Annotated in this window: 17 protein-coding genes; 9 read left to right on the top strand and 8 right to left on the bottom strand. The window is 71.8% G+C overall.

Annotated elements, in window-relative coordinates; genetic code table 11:
• Nucleotides 1-221 precede the first annotated feature (221 nt).
• Nucleotides 222-1,319: a calcium:proton antiporter gene (locus tag ACLBYE_RS08415; protein WP_042671759.1), complete on the top strand. Its 1,098-nt coding sequence runs from the start codon at nt 222-224 to the stop codon at nt 1,317-1,319.
• Between the two features lie 172 nt (nt 1,320-1,491).
• Here ACLBYE_RS08415 and ACLBYE_RS08410 read toward each other — a convergent pair whose 3' ends face one another.
• Nucleotides 1,492-2,223 (bottom strand): FAD-binding oxidoreductase, encoded by a 732-nt coding sequence (locus ACLBYE_RS08410; protein WP_447693814.1) that lies wholly within the window; start codon nt 2,221-2,223, stop codon nt 1,492-1,494.
• A gap of 64 nt (nt 2,224-2,287) precedes the next feature.
• A complete protein-coding gene (locus tag ACLBYE_RS08405; RefSeq protein ID WP_447693813.1) occupies nt 2,288-2,893 on the bottom strand; it encodes a sulfite oxidase-like oxidoreductase in 606 nt (201 codons plus the stop codon).
• Nucleotides 2,894-3,063: 170 nt separating this feature from the next.
• Between ACLBYE_RS08405 and ACLBYE_RS08400 the strand changes: the two genes are divergently transcribed.
• Complete coding sequence (locus tag ACLBYE_RS08400) at nt 3,064-3,366, top strand: hypothetical protein (protein WP_012320341.1); 303 nt, start codon at nt 3,064-3,066, stop codon at nt 3,364-3,366.
• On the opposite strand, the gene ACLBYE_RS08395 is transcribed toward ACLBYE_RS08400, so the two are convergent.
• The 3 genes from ACLBYE_RS08395 to ACLBYE_RS08385 form a co-directional block, all read right to left on the bottom strand.
• A complete protein-coding gene (locus ACLBYE_RS08395; protein WP_447693812.1) occupies nt 3,336-4,304 on the bottom strand; it encodes a DMT family transporter in 969 nt (322 codons plus the stop codon). The genes ACLBYE_RS08400 and ACLBYE_RS08395 overlap by 31 nt on opposite strands.
• Nucleotides 4,301-4,576 (bottom strand): translation initiation factor IF-1, encoded by a 276-nt coding sequence (gene infA, locus ACLBYE_RS08390; protein ID WP_012320343.1) that lies wholly within the window; start codon nt 4,574-4,576, stop codon nt 4,301-4,303. The genes ACLBYE_RS08395 and infA overlap by 4 nt, the downstream gene beginning before the upstream one ends.
• A 211-nt stretch (nt 4,577-4,787) precedes the next feature.
• Entirely contained in the window at nt 4,788-5,924 is a 1,137-nt protein-coding gene (locus ACLBYE_RS08385) for a branched-chain amino acid ABC transporter substrate-binding protein (RefSeq protein WP_447693811.1), read from the bottom strand.
• A 238-nt stretch (nt 5,925-6,162) separates the two neighbouring features.
• On the opposite strand from ACLBYE_RS08385, the gene ACLBYE_RS08380 reads away from it, so the two are divergent.
• The 3 genes from ACLBYE_RS08380 (at nt 6,163) to ACLBYE_RS08370 (ending at nt 10,901) form a co-directional block, all read left to right on the top strand.
• On the top strand, nt 6,163-7,368 hold the full coding sequence (locus ACLBYE_RS08380; protein ID WP_447693810.1) for an amino acid aminotransferase: 1,206 nt from the start codon (nt 6,163-6,165) through the stop codon (nt 7,366-7,368).
• A 5-nt stretch (nt 7,369-7,373) separates the two neighbouring features.
• Nucleotides 7,374-8,411: an NAD(P)-dependent oxidoreductase gene (locus ACLBYE_RS08375; protein ID WP_447693809.1), complete on the top strand. Its 1,038-nt coding sequence runs from the start codon at nt 7,374-7,376 to the stop codon at nt 8,409-8,411.
• Between the two features lie 486 nt (nt 8,412-8,897).
• Nucleotides 8,898-10,901, top strand: coding sequence for a TonB-dependent siderophore receptor (locus ACLBYE_RS08370; protein ID WP_447693808.1), 2,004 nt, complete (start codon nt 8,898-8,900; stop codon nt 10,899-10,901).
• A gap of 10 nt (nt 10,902-10,911) precedes the next feature.
• On the opposite strand, the gene ACLBYE_RS08365 is transcribed toward ACLBYE_RS08370, so the two are convergent.
• The 3 genes from ACLBYE_RS08365 to ACLBYE_RS08355 form a co-directional block, all read right to left on the bottom strand.
• Nucleotides 10,912-11,703 carry a hydroxypyruvate isomerase family protein gene (locus ACLBYE_RS08365; RefSeq protein ID WP_447693807.1) on the bottom strand — a complete coding sequence of 264 codons (792 nt, stop codon included), beginning with the start codon at nt 11,701-11,703 and terminating at the stop codon, nt 10,912-10,914.
• Between the two features lie 2 nt (nt 11,704-11,705).
• Nucleotides 11,706-12,377, bottom strand: coding sequence for an aspartate/glutamate racemase family protein (locus tag ACLBYE_RS08360; protein WP_447693806.1), 672 nt, complete (start codon nt 12,375-12,377; stop codon nt 11,706-11,708).
• 85 nt (nt 12,378-12,462) lie between these two features.
• Nucleotides 12,463-13,512 (bottom strand): LacI family DNA-binding transcriptional regulator, encoded by a 1,050-nt coding sequence (locus tag ACLBYE_RS08355; protein ID WP_447693805.1) that lies wholly within the window; start codon nt 13,510-13,512, stop codon nt 12,463-12,465.
• Nucleotides 13,513-13,696: 184 nt separating this feature from the next.
• Between ACLBYE_RS08355 and ACLBYE_RS08350 the strand changes: the two genes are divergently transcribed.
• The 4 genes from ACLBYE_RS08350 to ACLBYE_RS08335 all read left to right on the top strand — a co-directional run bounded on the left by ACLBYE_RS08350 (nt 13,697) and on the right by ACLBYE_RS08335 (nt 18,570).
• Nucleotides 13,697-15,004, top strand: coding sequence for an alpha-hydroxy acid oxidase (locus ACLBYE_RS08350; RefSeq protein WP_447693804.1), 1,308 nt, complete (start codon nt 13,697-13,699; stop codon nt 15,002-15,004).
• 177 nt (nt 15,005-15,181) lie between these two features.
• A complete protein-coding gene (locus ACLBYE_RS08345; RefSeq protein ID WP_447693803.1) occupies nt 15,182-16,237 on the top strand; it encodes a lactonase family protein in 1,056 nt (351 codons plus the stop codon).
• A 161-nt stretch (nt 16,238-16,398) separates the two neighbouring features.
• The gene (locus tag ACLBYE_RS08340; protein WP_447693802.1) at nt 16,399-17,694 is read left to right on the top strand and encodes an MFS transporter; all 1,296 of its coding nucleotides are present in this window, start codon (nt 16,399-16,401) and stop codon (nt 17,692-17,694) included.
• A 45-nt stretch (nt 17,695-17,739) separates the two neighbouring features.
• Nucleotides 17,740-18,570, top strand: coding sequence for an NAD-dependent epimerase/dehydratase family protein (locus ACLBYE_RS08335; protein ID WP_447693801.1), 831 nt, complete (start codon nt 17,740-17,742; stop codon nt 18,568-18,570).
• Nucleotides 18,571-18,634: the final 64 nt, after the last annotated feature.

Genomic DNA, 18,634 nt, shown 5'->3' with positions numbered 1-18,634 from the left:
GGTGCCCGGAAGGTAACGCCAACCGGGCCGACTGACCACTCCCGTCGCAGCATGGGGCGGTTGCGCGCGCTCGATCCGGGATCCGGCACGCCTCACCGGCGCGCGAATGGACCCGCGGCCGATCGGCCGTCGACGCCGACACTGGTCCGACGACCTGCTAAGGCTCCCGTGAATCGCGCACGTCGAGGCCCGACGCGAACCGAGCGGAGTACACGTTCATCATGATGGCAGCCCTGCGGGTGGCGGTAGCCTGGGCGACGGTTCTCGCCTTCACGTGGTTCGGCAAGGACTGGCTCGGAGACCTGTCGCAGCCCCTGTTCGCGGGGGGCCTGTTCGCGTGGCTGCTCGCCGTGATCGTCTGGGCCGCCTTCGGCGTGGTGCACGAGGCCGAGGAACTGGCACACCGCCTCGGCGAGCCCCTCGGGACGCTGGTCCTGACGCTGGCCATCGTCATCATCGAGGTGGCGCTGATCTCCGCCGTGATGCTGTCGGCCAAGGACGCGCCGACCCTCGGCCGCGACACGATGTTCGCAGTGCTGATGATCGTGCTGAACGGCGTGGTCGGGCTGGGTCTCCTGGTCGGCGGCCTGCGCCACCACCAGCAGCGCTACAACCTCCAGGGCGCCTCGGCCTTCATGGCGGTGATCATCCCGCTCACCACCATCGCGCTGATCATCCCGAACTTCACCAGCTCCACCAGCGACGGGACCCTGACGACGCTTCAGGCGGTCACATTCTCGGTGTTCACCCTCGCCCTCTACGGCGTGTTCCTGCTGATCCAGACCGGGCGCCACAGCGAGTTCTTCATCGACGCGGAGATCCCCGAGGCGACGGAGCCGCCGCACGGCGCGGATCCGGTCTCGGGCGGCAGCGTCGCCAAGCATGTCGGCCTGCTGCTCGCCAACGTCCTGCCGATCGTGATCCTGGCCAAGAGCCTCGCGGTGATCCTCGACCACGGCATCGCGGCGCTCGGCGCGCCGACGGCGCTGGGCGGCGTGCTGATCGCCGCCATCGTGTTCACGCCGGAGGGGATCTCGGCGCTCAAGGCGGTGGCCCGCAACGAGCTCCAGCGGGCGATCAACCTGTGCCTGGGGGCGGCCACCTCCACGGTCGGCCTCACCGTGCCGGCGATCCTCACCATCGGGCTGCTCACCGGCCAGACCGTGGTGCTCGGCCTCAAGCCCACCGAGATGACCCTGCTGGCCGTGACGCTGATCCTCAGCGCCCAGACCTTCTCGGGCTCGCGCACCACCGTGCTGGAGGGCGCAGTGCACCTCGTGCTGTTCTTCGTCTACCTCGTGCTGATCTTCAGCCCCTGACACGGCTTCCGGCCGACCGCTTCGGTCGGTGCGACCCGCTCCGTCGTCGCGAGCGCAGCGAAGCGACCCGGGGCGGCGCGACGTTGGAGAACGTGGCGCACTCCGGATTGCGTCGCTCCGCTCGCAACGACGACGGAGCCGAGATCCTCGGCCGGAAAGCGCCAGGCCTCGCTCAGGCGCCGAAGCGCTCGGTGCGGATCAGGCCCGGCGCGACGCCCTGCGCCAGGATCAGGTCCGAGGCCGCGGCCACGAACCGGTTCGAGCCACAGAGGAACACCTTCCCGGGCGCCCCGATCCGCGCCAGGGCGTCGGCGACGAGGGGCGCGTCGATCCGCTTGCCGCCGGGCTCGCGGGTCGTGGCGAGATGCAGGGAGAAGTTGGGATCCGTCTCGGCGAGTCGCTCCAGCTCGGCGACCGCGATCGCCTCCGCGCGGGTGCGGGCCGAGTAGATCAGCGCCGCCGGGATCGCCCGCCAGTGCTGTGCCCGCCGCCGCAGCATCGCCAGGAGCGGCACCACGCCGGATCCGCCGCCGCCGAGGAGCAGCGGCCCGCCGTCGGTCCCGTCCCAGGAGAACGAGCCGCCGATCGGCCCGCGCAGCTCGACCCGGTCGCCGACCTCGGCGCAGTGCGAGAACCAGCCGGACACCTCGCCGTCCGGCAGGGCCTCGATCATCAGCTCCAGGGTGCCGCTGCCGTCCTGCGCCGAGGCGATGGAGTAGCTGCGCTGCGCCTGGTAGCCGTCCTCGGCGGTGAGCCGGACATCGACGTGCTGTCCGGCCCGGTAGGACCCGGCGAGGCTGCAGCGCAGCCGGACGCTCTTCACGTGCGGCGTGACCGGCGCGATCGCGGTGATCTCCGCCTCGTGCCAGCGGAAGACGATGGGCTCGAACGCCGGGTCAGTCACTGTGTCCGTCACTGTGTCCGTCACTGTGTCCGTCACCGCGCCAGTCGCCACCTCAGGAATCGCCTCAGTCACCGATGTAGCGCTGCTCACGCCAGGGATCCCCGTACATGTGGTAACCGCGCAGCTCCCAGAAGCCGGCCGTGTCGGTCTGGGTGAACCGGAGGCCCTTCACCCACTTGGCGCTCTTCCAGAAGTAGAGATGCGGCACGAACAGCCGCGCCGGGCCGCCGTGATCCGGATGGATCGGCTGGCCCTCGTAGCGCGTCGCCACCAGGGCGCGGCCGCCCACGAGGTCGGCCACCGGCACGTTCGTGGTGTAGTCGTCGTGGGATTCCGCCAGGAGGTAGCCGGTCGGCGCCGCGATCCCGGCATCGGCCAGGATGTCGTCGAAGCTGACGCCCTCCCAGGTCGTGTCGAACTTCGACCACTTGGTGACGCAGTGGATGTCGCCGCGCCAGGTCGTGCGGGGCAGCGACTCGAACTCCGCCCAGCTCCACGCCTTGATCGGCCGGGACCCCTCGCGCAGCGTGAAGCGCCACGTGGCCATGTCGACGGTCGGGTTGGGGCCGATCTGGAGGATCGGGAAATCGTCGGTGAGATACTGACCCGGCGGCAGGCGCGCGCCGGTCTCGGGCGGCTGCCTGCGTCCGACGAAGCCCCGTGTCACCATGACGGTCGCTGCTCCTCTCGCTCGCCCCCCGGCTCGCCCCCGGGTTTGGTGCGGCGGAGCACCTCACGTCAAGCCGGCACGTGCGGCCGAACAAACGCCCCAAAGCTCGGGTGTGCTAGCAGCTCTGTGCCGATCGATCGGCACGAATCGCCTGCTTTCAGGGGGATGTCATGAAGTACCTTCTCGCGACGAGCCTTGTCGTCGGGAGCCTCGCCACGCTCGCGCCGGCCGCCCAGGCCCGCGACGGCATCGGCGCCGGAGGCGCGGCCGCCCTCGGCGTGCTCGGCGGCCTGGCCGTCGGCGGCGCCATCGCGTCGGCCAACAACGGCTACTACCCGGGCCGCCCGGTCTACCGCGCCCCGCCGCCGGTCTACGTCGAGGAGGATTACGGCCCGGTCTGCCACTTCGAGCGCCGCCGGACCTACGATGCCTACGGCGACGTCTACATCCGCCGCGTCCGCGTCTGCGAGTAGGCGGCTTCCGGAGTCGCCTCTGCGGCGGGCGCCGGTTTCAGGCGCTCGGCGCAGGCGATCCCGGCCAGCACCAGGGCCAGGGCGACCCCTTCCGTCGCGCCGAACGGCTCGCCGACCAGCAGGACGGCGAGGATCGCGCCGAAGATCGGCACGAGGTTGACGAACAGGCCGGCGCGGTTCGGGCCGATGATCTCGACGCCGCGCATGAAGAAGAGCTGCGCCAGCAGCGACGGCCCGAGGCCCACGAAGGCGACCATCAGCCAGCCCTCGCGGTTGGGCCAGACGGCGTGGCCCGTCGCCCACTCGATGGCGAGCGGCGGCAGCGAGGTGACGAAGGCCGCGACCGCCATCGCGGCGAAGAACACCAGGGCCGGCACCTTCGGGCGCGTCGGCAGGAAGATCGTGTAGCCCGCGTAGAGCAGGCAGGCGCCGAAGACGAGCACGTCGCCGCGGTTGAACGCGAGGGTCGTGAGCACGGACAGGTCGCCGTGCGTCGCCGCGAGGCCGGCGCCGACCAGGGTCAGCGCCACGCCCAGCATCTGTCCCGGCGTGACCGGCACCCGGTAGGCGAGCCGGTTCATGACGATCACCAGCACGGGGATCGCCCCCTGGAACAGGGCGAGGTTGATCGCGCCGGTATGCACCCCGGCCGCGTAGAACAGGCAGTTGAAGGCCGTGTAGCCGAGGCCGCCCATCAGCAGGATGCGCAGCCAGTGCGGCCGCAGCAGCGGCCACGCGGCGGCGAGCCGGCGCCCGGCGAAGGGCATCAGCGCCAGGCAGGCCACCGCCCAGCGGAGCGTCGTGATGACCTGGGGCGAGACGTGACCGGGCGCCCAGCGGCTGGTGACGGCGTTGCCGGCCCAGAGGAGCGCCGTGACGGTCAGCAGCAGGTAGGCGGGCGCGGCCGGGGAAGTCCGGCTCGCGCGCCCGGTCGTCAACGGCGGCGGAACTGGCCGCCGCGCACCGGCGGGCGGGGTCCGGACGAGCGCTCGTCCTTGTGGCGGAACACGAGGCGGCCCTTCTCGAGGTCGTAGGGCGACATCTCGACCGTCACCCGGTCGCCCGCCAGCGTCTTGATGCGGTTCTTCTTCATCTTGCCGGCCGTGTAGGCCACGATCTCGTGGCCCTGGTCGAGCTGCACGCGGTAGCGCGCATCCGGCAGGATCTCGATCACGAGACCATCGAACTGCATCAATTCTTCTTTCGCCATGCACCTTCTCCAGTCGGACCGTCCGGCAGCAGGCGTTCCGGCAATGCGTGTTCGGCTGTCATCGAGCTCGGGAAACGCCGCAGGGCGCGGATCCGATCCGGTGGACCGCCCGCGCCAGCTCAGCAGCACCGCCCGCATGTAGTCCCCGCGGGAACCGGCCGCAAGTCACGGACACCGAACACGTTCCGTCATCGACACGTTTTGCCGGCTCTCAGGGCTCGGCGTCGTTGCCGGCGTAGTCGAGGCGACCGTCCGGCGTCCGGCGCCAGATCCGCAGGGCGATCGGTGCTGCGGCGCGGTCGCCCCGCGGGTCGAAGGCTACCGATCCGAGCAGCGTCCGGGACGGCCCCGTCCGCACGGCCTCGGCCACCTTGCGGCCGTCGGCGATGCGGCCGGTCCTCGGGTCGGCGGCGCGGGCGCGCTCGGTCGCCTGCGCCAGGAGCTCCACGGCCGCGTAGGCGTTGGCCGCGACGCTCTCCGCCTCGGGGGAGCGCGGCGCCGGGCGGGCGCCGCGGGTCTCGGGCAGGCGCGGCGGATCGGGAACCAGGGTCATGACCGTCCCCTCCCCGTCCCCGTCGGCCGCGGCGGCGAAGGCGGGGTCGAGGATGCCGTCGCTTGCCACCAGCGTCGCGCCGAGGCCGGCCTCGCGCATGGCGCGGAGCAGGGTCGCGGCCTCGGGCGCGAGGCCGCCGAAATACACCGCGTCGAGGCGCGCCGCCTTCAGCCGCGCGACGAGGTCCGCGAGGTCGCGGGTGCCCCGGGGGAAGCCGTCGAACAGCACCTCCGGCGTGCCGGCCTCCTTCAGCCGCGCCGCCACCGCGTCGGCGAGGCCGCGGCCGAAGGTCGACCGGTCGCTGAGGATCCCGACCCGGCGCCCCGCGAAGGCCTTCGCGAGGTAGGCCCCGGCCGCCCGACCCTGCTGGGCGTCGCTCGGTCCGAGACGGAACAGGTTCCACAGGCCCCGCCCGGTCAGCGGCCCGTAGGCCGCCGCGGGCGCCACCATGACCGCCCCCGCCTCCTCGTAGACGGGCGCCGCGGCCGCGACCGCCCCGGATTCGAGCGGCCCGACGACGAGGCGCACGCCGTCGGCGGCGAACTTCTTCGCGACGGCGACGGCCTGCCGGGCCTCGCCGCCGTCGTCGGCCGGGACGAGGACCCAGCGCGGGCGCCCGCCCGCGGCGCGGTTGAGGTCGGCCACCGCCTGCTCGGCGCCCTGCCGGAGCCCCTGGCCGAAGGCGGAATCCGGACCGGTCAGCGGCGCCGACAGCCCGATCCGCACCGGTGCCTGCGCGACGGCCGGGGCGGCCGCGAGGAGAAGGGCGAGGAACGGGAGGAGGCGACGGATCATGGCGGCATTCTAGGACCGTCTCCGCCTCGACCGGAAGGGCGCCGGACCCGGATCGCCCGGACTATCGTCCGGCGCAGCGTCGTGCAGATCGTTGAGCGGATCGGGACGCTGATGCGCGCGGAAGCGCTGGCGGGCGGGCGCGATGTGCGGAATAAGGGCGTCGGCCCGGCCCGTCGCCGGGCGTGCCGGCGCCCTTCCACGCGTCGCCGGCCGAGACCCTCTGGGACGATTGACGATCATGACCTCGCTGTTCGCCGGCATCCAGGACGCGCCGCTCGACCCGATCATGCGCCTGTTCGAGGCCTTCAACGCCGATCCGAGCCCCAAGAAGCTCAACCTCGTGGTCGGCGTGTACACGGACGCGGACGGCAAGGTGCCGCGCCTGCGCGCCGTGCAGACCGCCGAGAAGCGCTGGATCGAGAAGGGCCTGCCGAAGACCTACCGGCCGATCGAGGGCACCAAGCCGTTCCGCGACGCGGTCCAGGAACTCCTGTTCGGCAAGGGCGCGCCGATCCTGTCCCAGAACCGGGCCGCGACGCTCCAGAGCATCGGCGGCACCGGCGCCCTGAAGACCGGCGCCGACCTGCTCGCCAAGCTCTACCCGAACGCCACCGTGGCGGTTAGCAACCCGAGCTGGGAGAACCACAAGGCGCTGTTCAGCCAGGCCGGCTTCACCGTGGTCGACTATCCCTACTTCTCGGCCGAGACCGGCGGCGCCGACTACCCGGCCATGAAGGCCTATCTCCAGGATCTGCCGAAGGGCTCGATCGTGGTGCTGCACGCCTGCTGCCACAACCCGACGGGCGCCGATCTCGGCCTCGACGAGTGGCGGGACCTCGTGCCCCTGATGGCCGAGCGCGGCCTGATCCCGTTCCTCGACATCGCCTACCAGGGCTTCGGCAACGGCCTCGACGCCGACGCCGAGCCGGTGCGCCTGTTCGCCGAGTCGGGCCAGGAATTCCTGGTCGCCTCCTCGTTCTCGAAGTCGTTCTCGCTCTACGGCGAGCGCGTCGGCGCGCTGACCATCGTGGCCGAGAACCCGGCCGCGAAGGCCAAGGTCGAGGCTTTCGCCAAGCGCCTCGTCCGGGCGAGCTACTCCAACCCGCACACCCACGGCGCCGCGATCGTCGAGATCGTGCTCACCGACCCGGAGCTGCGCGCCGACTGGGAGCGGGAACTCGGCGAGATGCGGGACCGGATCCGCGCCATGCGCGAGCGGATGGCCGACAGCCTGCAGCAGCGCCACCCGGAGCGCGGCTTCGACGCCATCAAGGCGCAGAAGGGCATGTTCTCCTACACGGGCCTGAGCCCCGCCGAGGCCACCCGCCTGCGCGAGGAGCACGAGGTCTACGCCCTGGAGACCGGCCGGATCTGCGTCGCCGCCGTCAACACCCACAACATCGACCACGTCATCGACGCGATCGACGCGGTGGTGAAGGGCTGAACCGGGTGTCGGCCCTCAAGCGCGTCTGCCGATTCAACGTCTGGATCAATCCGGTCTTCGACGCGCGCCTGGGGGCCGAGCCCGACATCGACCTGCAGGTCGGCGACCTGCAGGGACCGGAGGACGCGCTCGCGGCGCTGCTCGCGCGGGCCCACGTCCTCCACGTCTCGCCGGCGCGGGACGAGCTGCCGCGCCGCTGGCACGTGACCGACGCGCTGCTCGCCGAATGCCCGAACCTGCTCGCGGTCTCGTCGGCCGGGGCGGGCTTCGACACGGTGGACGCCGCCGCCTGCACCCGGGCCGGCGTCGCGGTGGTGAACCAGGTGGGCGGCAATGCCCGCTCGGTGGCCGAGCTGGCGATCGGCCTGATGCTCGCCGTCTCGCGCAAGATCTGCGTCTCGGACCGCCTGCTCCGGACCGCGCGCGGCTTCACCCGCGAATCGCTCATGGGCCACGAGATCGGCGGCGCGACCCTGGGCCTGATCGGGATCGGTCATACCGGCCGGGAGGTCGCCAAGCTGGCCCGCGGCTTCGACATGCGGGTTCTCGCCCACGATCCCCTGCTCCCGGACGCGGAGATCCGGGCCCGCGGCGCGGAGCCGGTGGACCGGGCGCGGCTGCTCGCCGAGTCCGACATTGTGTCCCTGCACTGCCCCCTCGACGACACCACCCGGGGCAGCTTCGACGCCGCGTCCTTCGCCGCGATGAAGCCGGGGGCGCTGTTCATCACCACCGCCCGGGGCGGGGTCCACGACGAGGCGGCGCTCGCCGCCGCACTCGCCGCCGGCCATCTCGCCGGGGCGGGCCTCGATGTCTGGTCGCCGGAACCGCCGTCCCTCGACGCGGCCCTGCTGCAGCTCGACACCGTGGCGGCGACCTACCACACCGCCGGCGTCACACACGAGGCGCGGCGCAACGTGGCCGCCTGGGGGGCCGAGCAGATCGTCGGCCTGCTCCGGGGCGAGACGCCGCCGCGGCTCGTCAATCCCGAGGTCTGGCCCACGGTCCTCGAGCGCCGGGCGCGGCTGCTCGGCGGCGCCTGACCGGGAACAGGTCCCGCTCCGCCCTGTCTGGGCGGCGATAGAACCGGTCAGGATCGCTCGGACGGCGCGCAAGGCGTCGTCTGTGAAGTTGCCCCGCGACCAGGCGTGTACCGAGCCCGGGCGCCGGAGCGACCGTCCCCATCCCTCACCGCTCGAACCGGCGACGACGGCGTCTTCGCGCGCCCCGTGCGAGCGCACCGTCGATCCCGCTCAGATTGTAGTTATTCAAAATCTAGCCTGGAGAACCTGCCGGCAGTCAAGCTTGACCGTGAATGTTTCCGCACCGTATCTGGCGCCACTCGAAACAGAATGGTCGACATCGTGGTACGGCGTAACTGTGCAAGGTCTTGCACGCGGGCTTCGCGCGGCGTTTCCGGGCGCGCAGCCAGAATCTCCCTCTTCCTCGCTCCGGTATTGCTCCCGTCTCCAGGCTGGGCTCAACTTGCCGTTGACAGTTCCCAGGAAGTCCAGCTGGAGGAGCTGTCGGTGGCGGGGACCGGCGACGGGACGTCCCGCGTCGACGGTTACCGGGCCACGCGGGCGGTGAGCGCCACGCGGACCGACACGCCCGTCCGCGAGGTGCCGCAGACCGTCGTGGCGGTGCCGCAGGAGGTGCTGGAGGACGCGGCGGCGACGCGGATCGACAGCGCCCTCGACCTCGCGGGCGTCGGCCGCGGCAACAATTTCGGCGGTCTCGGTCTGACCGAGTTCACGATCCGCGGCGTGGCGACCGGCGAGTATTACCGCAATGGGTTCCCGATCAACCGCGGCTACCCGAACAGCCCCGACATCGTCTCCATCGAGCGCATCGAGGTCCTCAAGGGCCCCTCGGCCTTTCTGTACGGCCGCGGCGATCCCGGCGGCACCTTCAACATCGTGACCAAGCAGCCGCTGGCGGCCCGCTCCCTCACGGTCGGCACGCAGTACGGCAGCTTCGGCGCCAAGCGGAGCACCTTCGACGCGACCGGCGCCCTCGACGAGAGCGGGCAGGTACTGGCCCGCGTCACCGGCGCCGTCGAGGACAACGGCAGCTTCCGGGACTTCGTCACCAGCGACCGCTACGCCCTCGCCCCGGTCATCGCCTGGAAGCCGAATGCGGACACGACCGTCACCCTGGAGGGTGACTTTGTCAGCACGGCGCAGACCTTCGACCGCGGCATCGTCCCGCTGGGGGGCAACGTGCGCGCCCTGCCGCGCAGCCGCTTCATCGGCGAGCCGGGCCTGCCGCCGGCCCATGTCGACAACGCCCTCGGCCAGCTGCGCGTCGAGCACCGGTTCGATCAGGACTGGGTGCTGAACGTCGGCGCCCAGGTTCTCGGCGGGAACCTGTCGGGCTACGGGGTCGGCGCCATCGGCCTGCTGCCGGATGGCCGGACCCAGCGGCGGACCCTGGAATGGCGGGACCTGACGTGGTCCGACCTCGACCTGCAGGCGAATCTCGCGGGCAAGTTCGATACCGGCCCGTTCCGCCACACGCTCCTGCTCGGGCTGGAATACGACAGCTACCGCTACCGGGAGGTGTTCAACCGCTCGAACGTCGCGACGAACCCGTTCCTCCTCGACCTGCTGGCGCCGCGCTACGGCCAGCCGCTGCCGCCGATCACCGCGCGGGTCACGAACTTTCTGCAGAAAACCGAGAGCTACGCCGGCTACGTGCAGGACCAGATCGACCTCACGCCCCGCCTCCACGCCCTCCTGGGCGTCCGGGTCGAGGACCTCGGGCTGGTCTCGACGAACAACCTGACGAAGAGCACCACCAGCCTGCAGGGTCTGGTGGCGACGCCGCGCTTCGGCCTGCTCTACGACCTGACCGACACGGTCGCGCTCTACGGCAACTACGCGCGCTCGTTCCGGCCCAATATCGGCACGGATCGCAGCGGCCGGCCCTTCGCGTTCGAGGAGGGCGAGGGCTACGAGGCCGGCGCGAAGGTCAGCCTGCTCGACGGGCGCCTCGACGCCACCGCCGCCCTGTTCGAGATCCGGCGCACCAACGTCCTGAGCACCGATCCGGTCGACCCGAACTTCAGCGTGGCCACCGGCACGGTCCGCAGCCGCGGCTTCGACCTGACCGCCGCCGGCTACCTGGCCCCGGGCTGGCGCGTGATCGGGACCTACACGCGCGTCGACGCGGCCGTCGCCCGCGACAACACCCTGCCGGTCGGCACGCGCATCGCCAACGTGCCTGCCAACAGCCTCGCGTTCCAGACCGTCTACGAGTTCCAGAGCGGCGACCTGAAGGGGCTCGGGCTGGGCGGCGGGCTCGACTTCGTCGGCCGGCGCGCCGCGGGGACGGCGCTCGCGACCTTCAACCTGCCGCAATACACGCTGGTCAACCTGATCTCGTACTACCAGATCGCGCCGGGCGTGCGGATCTACCTCAACGTCGACAACGTGTTCGACGCGACGTTCTACGACCGCGCGTTCCAGAACCGCTACGCGATGCCGGGACAGCCCCGCACGATCATCGGCGGCGTCGCCGCCCGGTTCTGAGGCCCCGGCGCTAAGCCGCCCGCATCCAGCCGAGCCCCGCCTCGGTGCCGGCCGCGGGATGGTACTCGCAGCCGACGTAGCCGGAATAGCCGACCTCCTCCAGGGCGGTGAAGATCGGGTCGAAGGCGATCGTGCCGGTCCCGGGCTCGTGCCGCCCCGGATCGTCGGCGATCTGGACATGGGCGATGAGCGGCGCGTGCGCGCGGATCAGCGCCGCCGGGTCGTGGCCGAGGCACACGCAGTGATAGGCGTCGAACAGCAGCTTGACGTTGTCGCGACCGATCGCCCGGATCGCCTCGACCGCCAGCAGCGGGTCGTCGATCACGTAGTCGGCGATCGAGCCGGGACCGATCGGCTCGACGATCACCGTCATGCCGCGCGCGCCGGCGGCGTCGGCCGCGAAGGCGAGGTTGTCGAGGTAGGTGTCCCAGAGCCGCGCCCGCTCCACCCCCGCGGGCCGGACGCCCGCCATCGGGTGGACCATCCGGCAGCCGAGCTGCGCGACGTAGTCCAGGGTCGGCTCGATCGTGGAGCGGAAGTAATCGATCCGGTCGGGCAGGGCCGCGAAGCCCTTCTCGCCCTTGGCGGCGTCTCCCGCCGGGAAGCCGGTCTGGACCAGCGGCACGCCCGCCCGCTCCAGCCAGCCCGCGACCTCTCGGGCCGGCGTCGCGAACAGGTTCGGGTGCTCGACGGCGCGAAAGCCCGCCCGGGCCGCGGCCGCGAAGCGCTCGGCCAGCGGCAGCTCCGTGAACAGGAAGCCGCAATGGCCGCTGAGACGGTTCTTGAAAGCACCGAGCTTCATGGTCAGGCGCTCCCGCCGGTCTCGATCATCGCCCGCATCCGGTCCACCGCCGCGTGGGGCGCGGTCAGCACCGGGACGTCGATGGCCTTACGCACGGCCTCGGCCGCGCGCGAGGTGGAGAAATGCGCCAGCATGATCGCGTCGCAGTAGCGCAGGTCCGGTGCCCGCTCGGCGATCAGCCGGTTGTGCGTCTCGGCATCGCCGGCGCGCAGCCGCGCCATCGCGTCGTCCACCAGGACCGTCCGGAGGCTCGCCGGGCGCCCGGACTCGGCGACGAACTCCTCGAACTCGTCCGTCATCGTGCCGACCGAGGGGCCGAAGGTCGCCAGCATGCCGATGCGCGCGCCCTGCGCGATCGCCGCGCGGAACATCGCCTCGTTGGGCTTGAGCACCGGCACCGGCACGGACTCGATCAGCCGGTCGATCGCCGGACCGAAGGCCGAGCAGGTGATCAGGATGCCGTCGGCGCCCATGTCGTGGCCGTAGCGGCCGAACCGCACGAAGCGCTCGATCATCCCCTCCGAGATCGCGCCCGGCTCCTTCGCCCGGTCGAGGGACAGGCCGTCGTCGAGCAGGTTGACGGTCTCGGCCTCCGGCCAGCGCTCGGCGAAGGCGGCCTGGATCGGCGCCATGGCGACCGGCGTCGCGTGCAGGAGGACGATGCGGGGAGCCATGCTGTGTTCCGGAGAGCCTACGGAGCCGGCCGGGGCCGGTCCGCATGTTGTAAGCGATTTCAAACGGGTGGCAAGATAGCGCAGATCAGGCGCCGAGACGCCGCGGCGGGGCCGTGCTGGCGCGCAGAATCAGCTCGGCGTCGATCTCGGTGAGGCGAACCATCGGCCGCCCCTGGATCCGGGCGATCAGGTGATCGCCGGCGGCGTGGCCGATCTCGGCGGAGTGGATGCGGATCGTCGTCAGCGCCGGGTCGAGGAAGGGCGCGAAGTCCGAATCGTTGTGGCCGATCACCGACAGGTCGCCGGGAATGGAGAGCCCCCTTGCCCGGGCCTCGATCATCGCCCCGAAGGCGATCTGGTCGGTGCCGCAGATGATCGCGGTCGGCGGCGGGCCGCCGGCCAGCATCTGGCGGAACCCGTCGCGGCCGCCGCCGATGCCGTAGGAGATCTCGACGTCGTGCTCCGGGGCGAGCCGCAGGCCGCGGGCCGCGAGCGCCGCCGCGATGCCCGTCACTCGGGCGCCGCCGCGGTCGTTGTCCTTGCGCAGGCCCGAGATCACCCCGATCCGGCGATGGCCGAGATCCATCAGGTAGTTAGCAGCCCGGGCCGCCGAGGCGGCGTTGTCGAAGCCCACGCAGGGGCGCTCGCGGGACAGGCTGAAGGTCTGCACCATCGGGATGCCGGCGCGGGCGATCCGGGCATGGAGGTCCGGGTGGTGGATGTCGCCGACCAGCATCAGCCCGTCGACGCCGCGCTCGAGCAGGAAGGTCGCCTCGCGGAGCTCGTCCTCCAGGTCGTAGCCGGCATTGGCCGCGATCAGGGTGTAGCCCGCCTGCCGCAGCCGGTCCTGGAAGCTCGACAGCACGCGCACGAAGGCCTCGTTCTCGATGTTGGGCACGACGGCGCCGACCGCCATGAACCGGCGCGTCGAGAGCGCCCGGGCCGCCCCGTTGGCGACGAAGCCGAGATCCTGCGCGGCCCGCATTACGGCCGCGCGCTTGTCGGCCCGGACCCCGGCGGAGCCGTTCAGCACCCGGGACACCGTCGCGGTCGAGACGCCGGCACGGCGGGCGACGTCCCGGGCCACCGGGCTGCGCGTCGGCGGCTCGAGGATCTCCTCCGGCAGGTCCAGCACTGAGATCGATCCCCCTCCAGAACGGCCCCGCGGACCCTCGCGACGGCCCCGGATACGCGATGCGGCGATGCCCGGCCAGCAGCAGCGGGCCGAACCGGCAGTATATTGACACCCCACCCGGCCGCTGGCTATCTGAAAGCGCTTTCAAGAAGCCGCTCGATCGGGCGGCCCACAGGAGGATCCGATGGCGACGCTCGACCGGCCGGCCTCCGAACTGGGAGCCCCAGAGCGCGCCGCGCCGACCGTCGGCGGTGCGGACGCCGCGGCGCCGGGCATCGCGGCCCCGCAGGCCATCGTCACCAGCCTGAAGCGCAGCGACGCGGTCACGCCCTACCGGTTCCGCGACCTGCTGGCCCTCGACGATTTCGAGCGGCACGCCCGCAAGCTCCTGCCGCCGATGATCTTCCAGTACGTGGCCGGCGGGGTCGAGACCGGCTCGGCCCTGGCGCAGAGCCGCGGCGCCTACGCCGACTACGCCCTCGTCCCCCGCCTGATGCGGGACACCTCGGCGCGGGACACCGCCACCACGCTGTTCGGCCAGACCTACGCGGCGCCCTTCGGGATCGGGCCGCTGGGCGGGGCCGCCTTCATCGCCTACCGGGGCGACCTCGTGCTCGCCGAGGCGGCCCGGCGGATGAACCTGCCGATGTGCCTGAGCGCCTCCTCGCTGATCAGGCTGGAGGACGTCCACGCCCAGAACCCGCAGGCCTGGTTCCAGGGCTACCTGCCGGGCGACCAGAACCGGATCGACCGCCTCCTCGACCGGGTCGAGGCCACCGGCTACCGGACCTTCGTGGTGACCGCCGACACGCCGACCCTCGGCAACCGCGAGCACAACATCCGCAGCGGCTTCTCCATGCCGATCAAGGTCACGCCGAAGGTGGCGTGGCAGAGCGCCACCCACCCGCGCTGGCTGCTCGGAACCGTCGCCCGGACCTTCCTCAAGCACGGGGCCCCGCACTTCGAGAACACCGAGGCCGAGCGCGGGCCGCCGATGATGTCCCAGGGCGCGGTGCGCAACACCATCGCCCGCGACCAGCTCTCGTGGAAGAACCTGGAGGCGATCCGCAAGCGCTGGTCCGGCAACCTGCTGGTGAAGGGCCTGCTGGCGCCGGAGGACGTCGACATCGCGCGGGACTGCGGCGCCGACGGCGTGATCCTGTCGACCCACGGCGGCCGCCAGCTCGACTACGCCGTCGCTCCCCTCGACGTGCTGCCGGAGATCGCCGCCCGGAAGGGCGGGCTGAAGATCATCGTCGACAGCGGCATCCGCCGGGGCACCGACGTGATGAAGGCGCTGGCGCTCGGCGCCGACTTCGTCCTGCTCGGCCGGCCCTTCATGTTCGCCGCCGCGCTCGGCGGCGCCGCGGGGGTCGAGCACGCGATGCGGATCCTCAAGGAGGAACTCAACCGCGACATGGCGCTGATCGGGGTGAACCGCCTGTCCGAACTCAATCCCGATTTCCTGCGCCGCACCCCAAGGCGGGCCTGAGCCGATGGCGGGAGGATCGACCGTGATCGGCTTCCCGGACACGCGCGGCGCGCCGGAGAGCGGCAGCGGGATCGCCTCCCGGGGCGCCGGGGCCGCCGCGCCCGGGCGACCGGCATCCCCGCACTGTCGATCCCGCCGGCTGCCCCCGCAGCCCCGTCCCCAATCCGGATGCTCCGCATGACCGACCCCGCCCCCCGCGGCCTCGCCTTCGTGGGCTGCTTCACCACCGAGCGGCGCCGGGCGCGCGGCCGGGGCATCGACATCTACCGGACCGGTCGCGACCTCGGCGACTGGACGCATCTCGGCCGGGTCGAGCACCTGACGAACCCGTCCTTCCTGGTGACCGACCCGGCGCGCGCGATCCTCTACACGGTCCAGGGCGACGGCGAGGCGGCGAGCGCCTTCGCGCTCGAGCCCGACGGCACCCTGCGCGGCCTCGGCAGCGCCGCCACCGGCGGCACCAACAGCGTGCACCAGGCCCTCGACCCCGGCGGTCGGTTCCTGATCGTGGCCAACTACGCCAGCGGATCGGTCGCCCTCATGCCGCTGCGCGCCGATGGCGGCCTGGAGCCCGCGTGTCAGGTCCTGCCGCTCCCGGGCGAGCCGGGCCCGCACCGGACCGAGCAGGCCTGCGCCCACCCGCACCAAGTGGTCCTGTCACCCGACGGTCGCCACGTGATCGTTCCCGACAAAGGCCTCGACCGCGTCTTCGTCCTGAAGCTCGCGGGTGAGCGGCTCGCCATCGTCTCGGAAACCGCGATGCGTCCCGGCGCCGGCCCGCGCCACATCGCGTTCCACCCGCACGAGCCCCTCGCCTTCCTGGTCAACGAGCTCGACTCGAGCGTCGCGACCTGCCGGTGGGACGCGGCCGCCGGAGCGCTGACGCCCCTGCACCTCGCCTCGACCCTGCCGCCGGACTTCTTCGGCGCGAGCACCGCCGCGGCCATCGCGGTCACGCCCGACGGACGGTTCGTCTACGCGTCGAACCGCGGACAGGACGGGATCGCGCGGTTTCGGGCGGACCCGGCCGGGCGCCTCGAACCCGCGGGCTGGACGTCTTCCGGCGGCCGCGACCCGCGCTTCATGGTCCTGGCACCGGACGGAGGCCACCTGCTCGTCGCCAACGAGCAGGGCGACTGCCTCGTCGCCTTCGCCATCGACCCCGAGAGCGGAGACCTCACTCGGACCGGTTCGCGCCCGAGCCTCAGTCCCTGCACGATCGCGTTCCTGTAGGAGGCGCCGACGCGTTCAGGCCCGCGCCGCGCGCGGGCCCGACCATGCCCCTCGAAGGGGCAAGAGAGGCGGAACCGGCGGCGGTCGAGCCGTGACCTCTGACCGCCGGGCCGCACCAAGCAAACAAGAAAAGAAAATCATAAATATTCTGGAGGATGCCCATGTTCGCCAAGCGTTACAGGTTCCTGATCGCGTTCCTGCTGTTCATCGCCGGTATCATCAACTACATGGACCGAGCGGCGCTCGGCGTCGCCGCGCCCTTCGTCAAGCAGGACCTGAACCTGTCGCCCTCGGAGCTGGGGGTGATCTTCAGCACGTTCTTCTTCGGTTACGCGCTGTTCGCCTTCGTGGGCGGGCAGCTTGCCGACCGCTACGGGCCGCGCAGCGTCTACAGCTGGGCGGCGGCCTCCTGGTCGGTCCTGTGCATGCTCACCGGCGCGGTGACCGGCTTCGCCCAGATGTTCATCGTCCGCGCCCTGTTCGGCTTCGCCGAGGGGCCGATGAACTCCACCACGAACCGCACCATCACCACGTGGTTCCCCCGCGAGGAGACCGCCCGGACCATCGGCTTCACCTTCTCGGGCCAGACGGTGGGCAGCGCCATCGCGGCGCCGGTCGTCGGCTTGCTGGCGATCCAGTACGGCTGGCGCGTGGCGTTCGTGGCCATCGGCGCCGTCGGCCTGCTGTGGGTCGTGGCGTGGCGGATGCTGATGACCGACCGGCCGCAGGACAACCCGCGGGTCCATCCGGAGGAGATCGCCCTCGTGGAGCGCAGCCGGGCGGTCACGCACCTCGCGCCCTCCGACCATGCCCGCTCGCTGAAGGAGTACCTGTTCCTGCCGAGCACCCTGTCGCTCGGGCTCGGCATGTTCGCGGTGAACTACACCCTCTACATCTTCCTCTCGTGGCTCCCGAGCTACCTCACCGACGCGCTGCACATGCCGGTGAAGGAGATGGCGCTGGTCGCGTCGATCCCCTGGGCCTGCGGCTTCGTCGGCTATGTCGGCGGGGGCGTGGTGGCGGACTTCGTCTACACGCGCATGGGCGACAAGCTCGCCGCGCGGAAGATCACCACGATCGTGCCGCTCGCCATCGCGGGGGTGGCCCTGATCATGGTCAACGCCGCGACCAGCACCGCCATGGCGGTCGCGCTGATCGCGCTCGCCGTGCTGATGCTGACCAGCTCGGTGCAATCCTGCTGGGCGACGATCCACGAGCTGGTGCCCGAGGCCCGGGTCGGCGGCGTCAGCGGCTTCATCCACCTCCTGAGCAACATCTCGGGCATCATCGGGCCGACTGCCACGGGACTGGCCGTGCAGTATCTCGGGGGCTACGCCAGCGCCTTCGTGATCGCCGCCCTGATCGCGGCGGCCGGCGTCGTCGCGATGGCGATCTTCGTGCGGCGGCCGCGCAACCCGGCGGAAGCCGGCCCCCTCACCGCGGCCAAGGCCGTCTGATCAACGGCATTCGGCCAAGGCCGCCGGAATCTGGAGCAGCGTCCCATGAGCGCCGAGACCGTCCCGCCCAAACCCGTCCTCCTGACCGGAGCCTCCGGCGCCCTCGGGCGCGTCCTGACCCGCGCGCTCGGCGCGCAAGGCTGGACGCTCCGGCTCACGGACCGCGTCCCCTTCCCCGACCCGTTGCCGGAGGGGGCGCGGTTCCGGGTCGCCGACCTGGAGGACGGGCCGGCGATCCTCCGGCTGGCGGAGGGCTGCGGCACAATCCTCCATTTCGGGGGGATCTCCGTGGAGCACCCGTTCGAGACCGTGATCGGCCCGAACATCCGCGGCCTCTACCACGCCTACGAGGCGGCCCGGCGCGAGGGCGCCCGGATGATCTTCGCCTCGTCGAACCACGCGATCGGCTTCCACCCGCGGTCCGAGGTGCTGGACGACGATTGCGGCCTCGCGCCCGACGGCTATTACGGCCTGTCCAAGGCCTACGGCGAGCTGATGGGCGGCCTCTACCGCGACAAGCACGGGGTCGAGAGCGTCTTCCTGCGGATCGGCTCGTGCTTCCCGGAACCGACCGACGCGCGGATGCTGGCCACGTGGCTGTCCTACGCCGACCTGACCCGGTTGATCACCCGCGCCACCCTGGCCCCGGACCTCGGCCCGACGGGCTCGGTGGTGATCTGGGGCGCCTCGAACAACAGCCGCATGACCTGGTGGCGGAAGGACGGGCGCGCCGTCATCGGCTGGACGCCGCAGGACAGCGCCGATTCCCACGCGGCGGCGCTGGAGGGGAAGACCAGCGGCAATCCGGTGGTGGAGCGCTACCAGGGCGGCGGCTTCACGGCGATCGACTATTCCCGCGCCGCGCCGCCGCGGTGACGGACCGCTTCTCCGGCGCGCGGCCGCCGGACCGCTCCTCCCGAGACGAGAGACTGGACACACC

The sequence above is a fragment of the Methylobacterium sp. A52T genome, from assembly GCF_053346095.1.
Note: the sequence above shows the minus strand (reverse complement) of the source record. Positions and strands in the feature narration are given on the sequence as shown.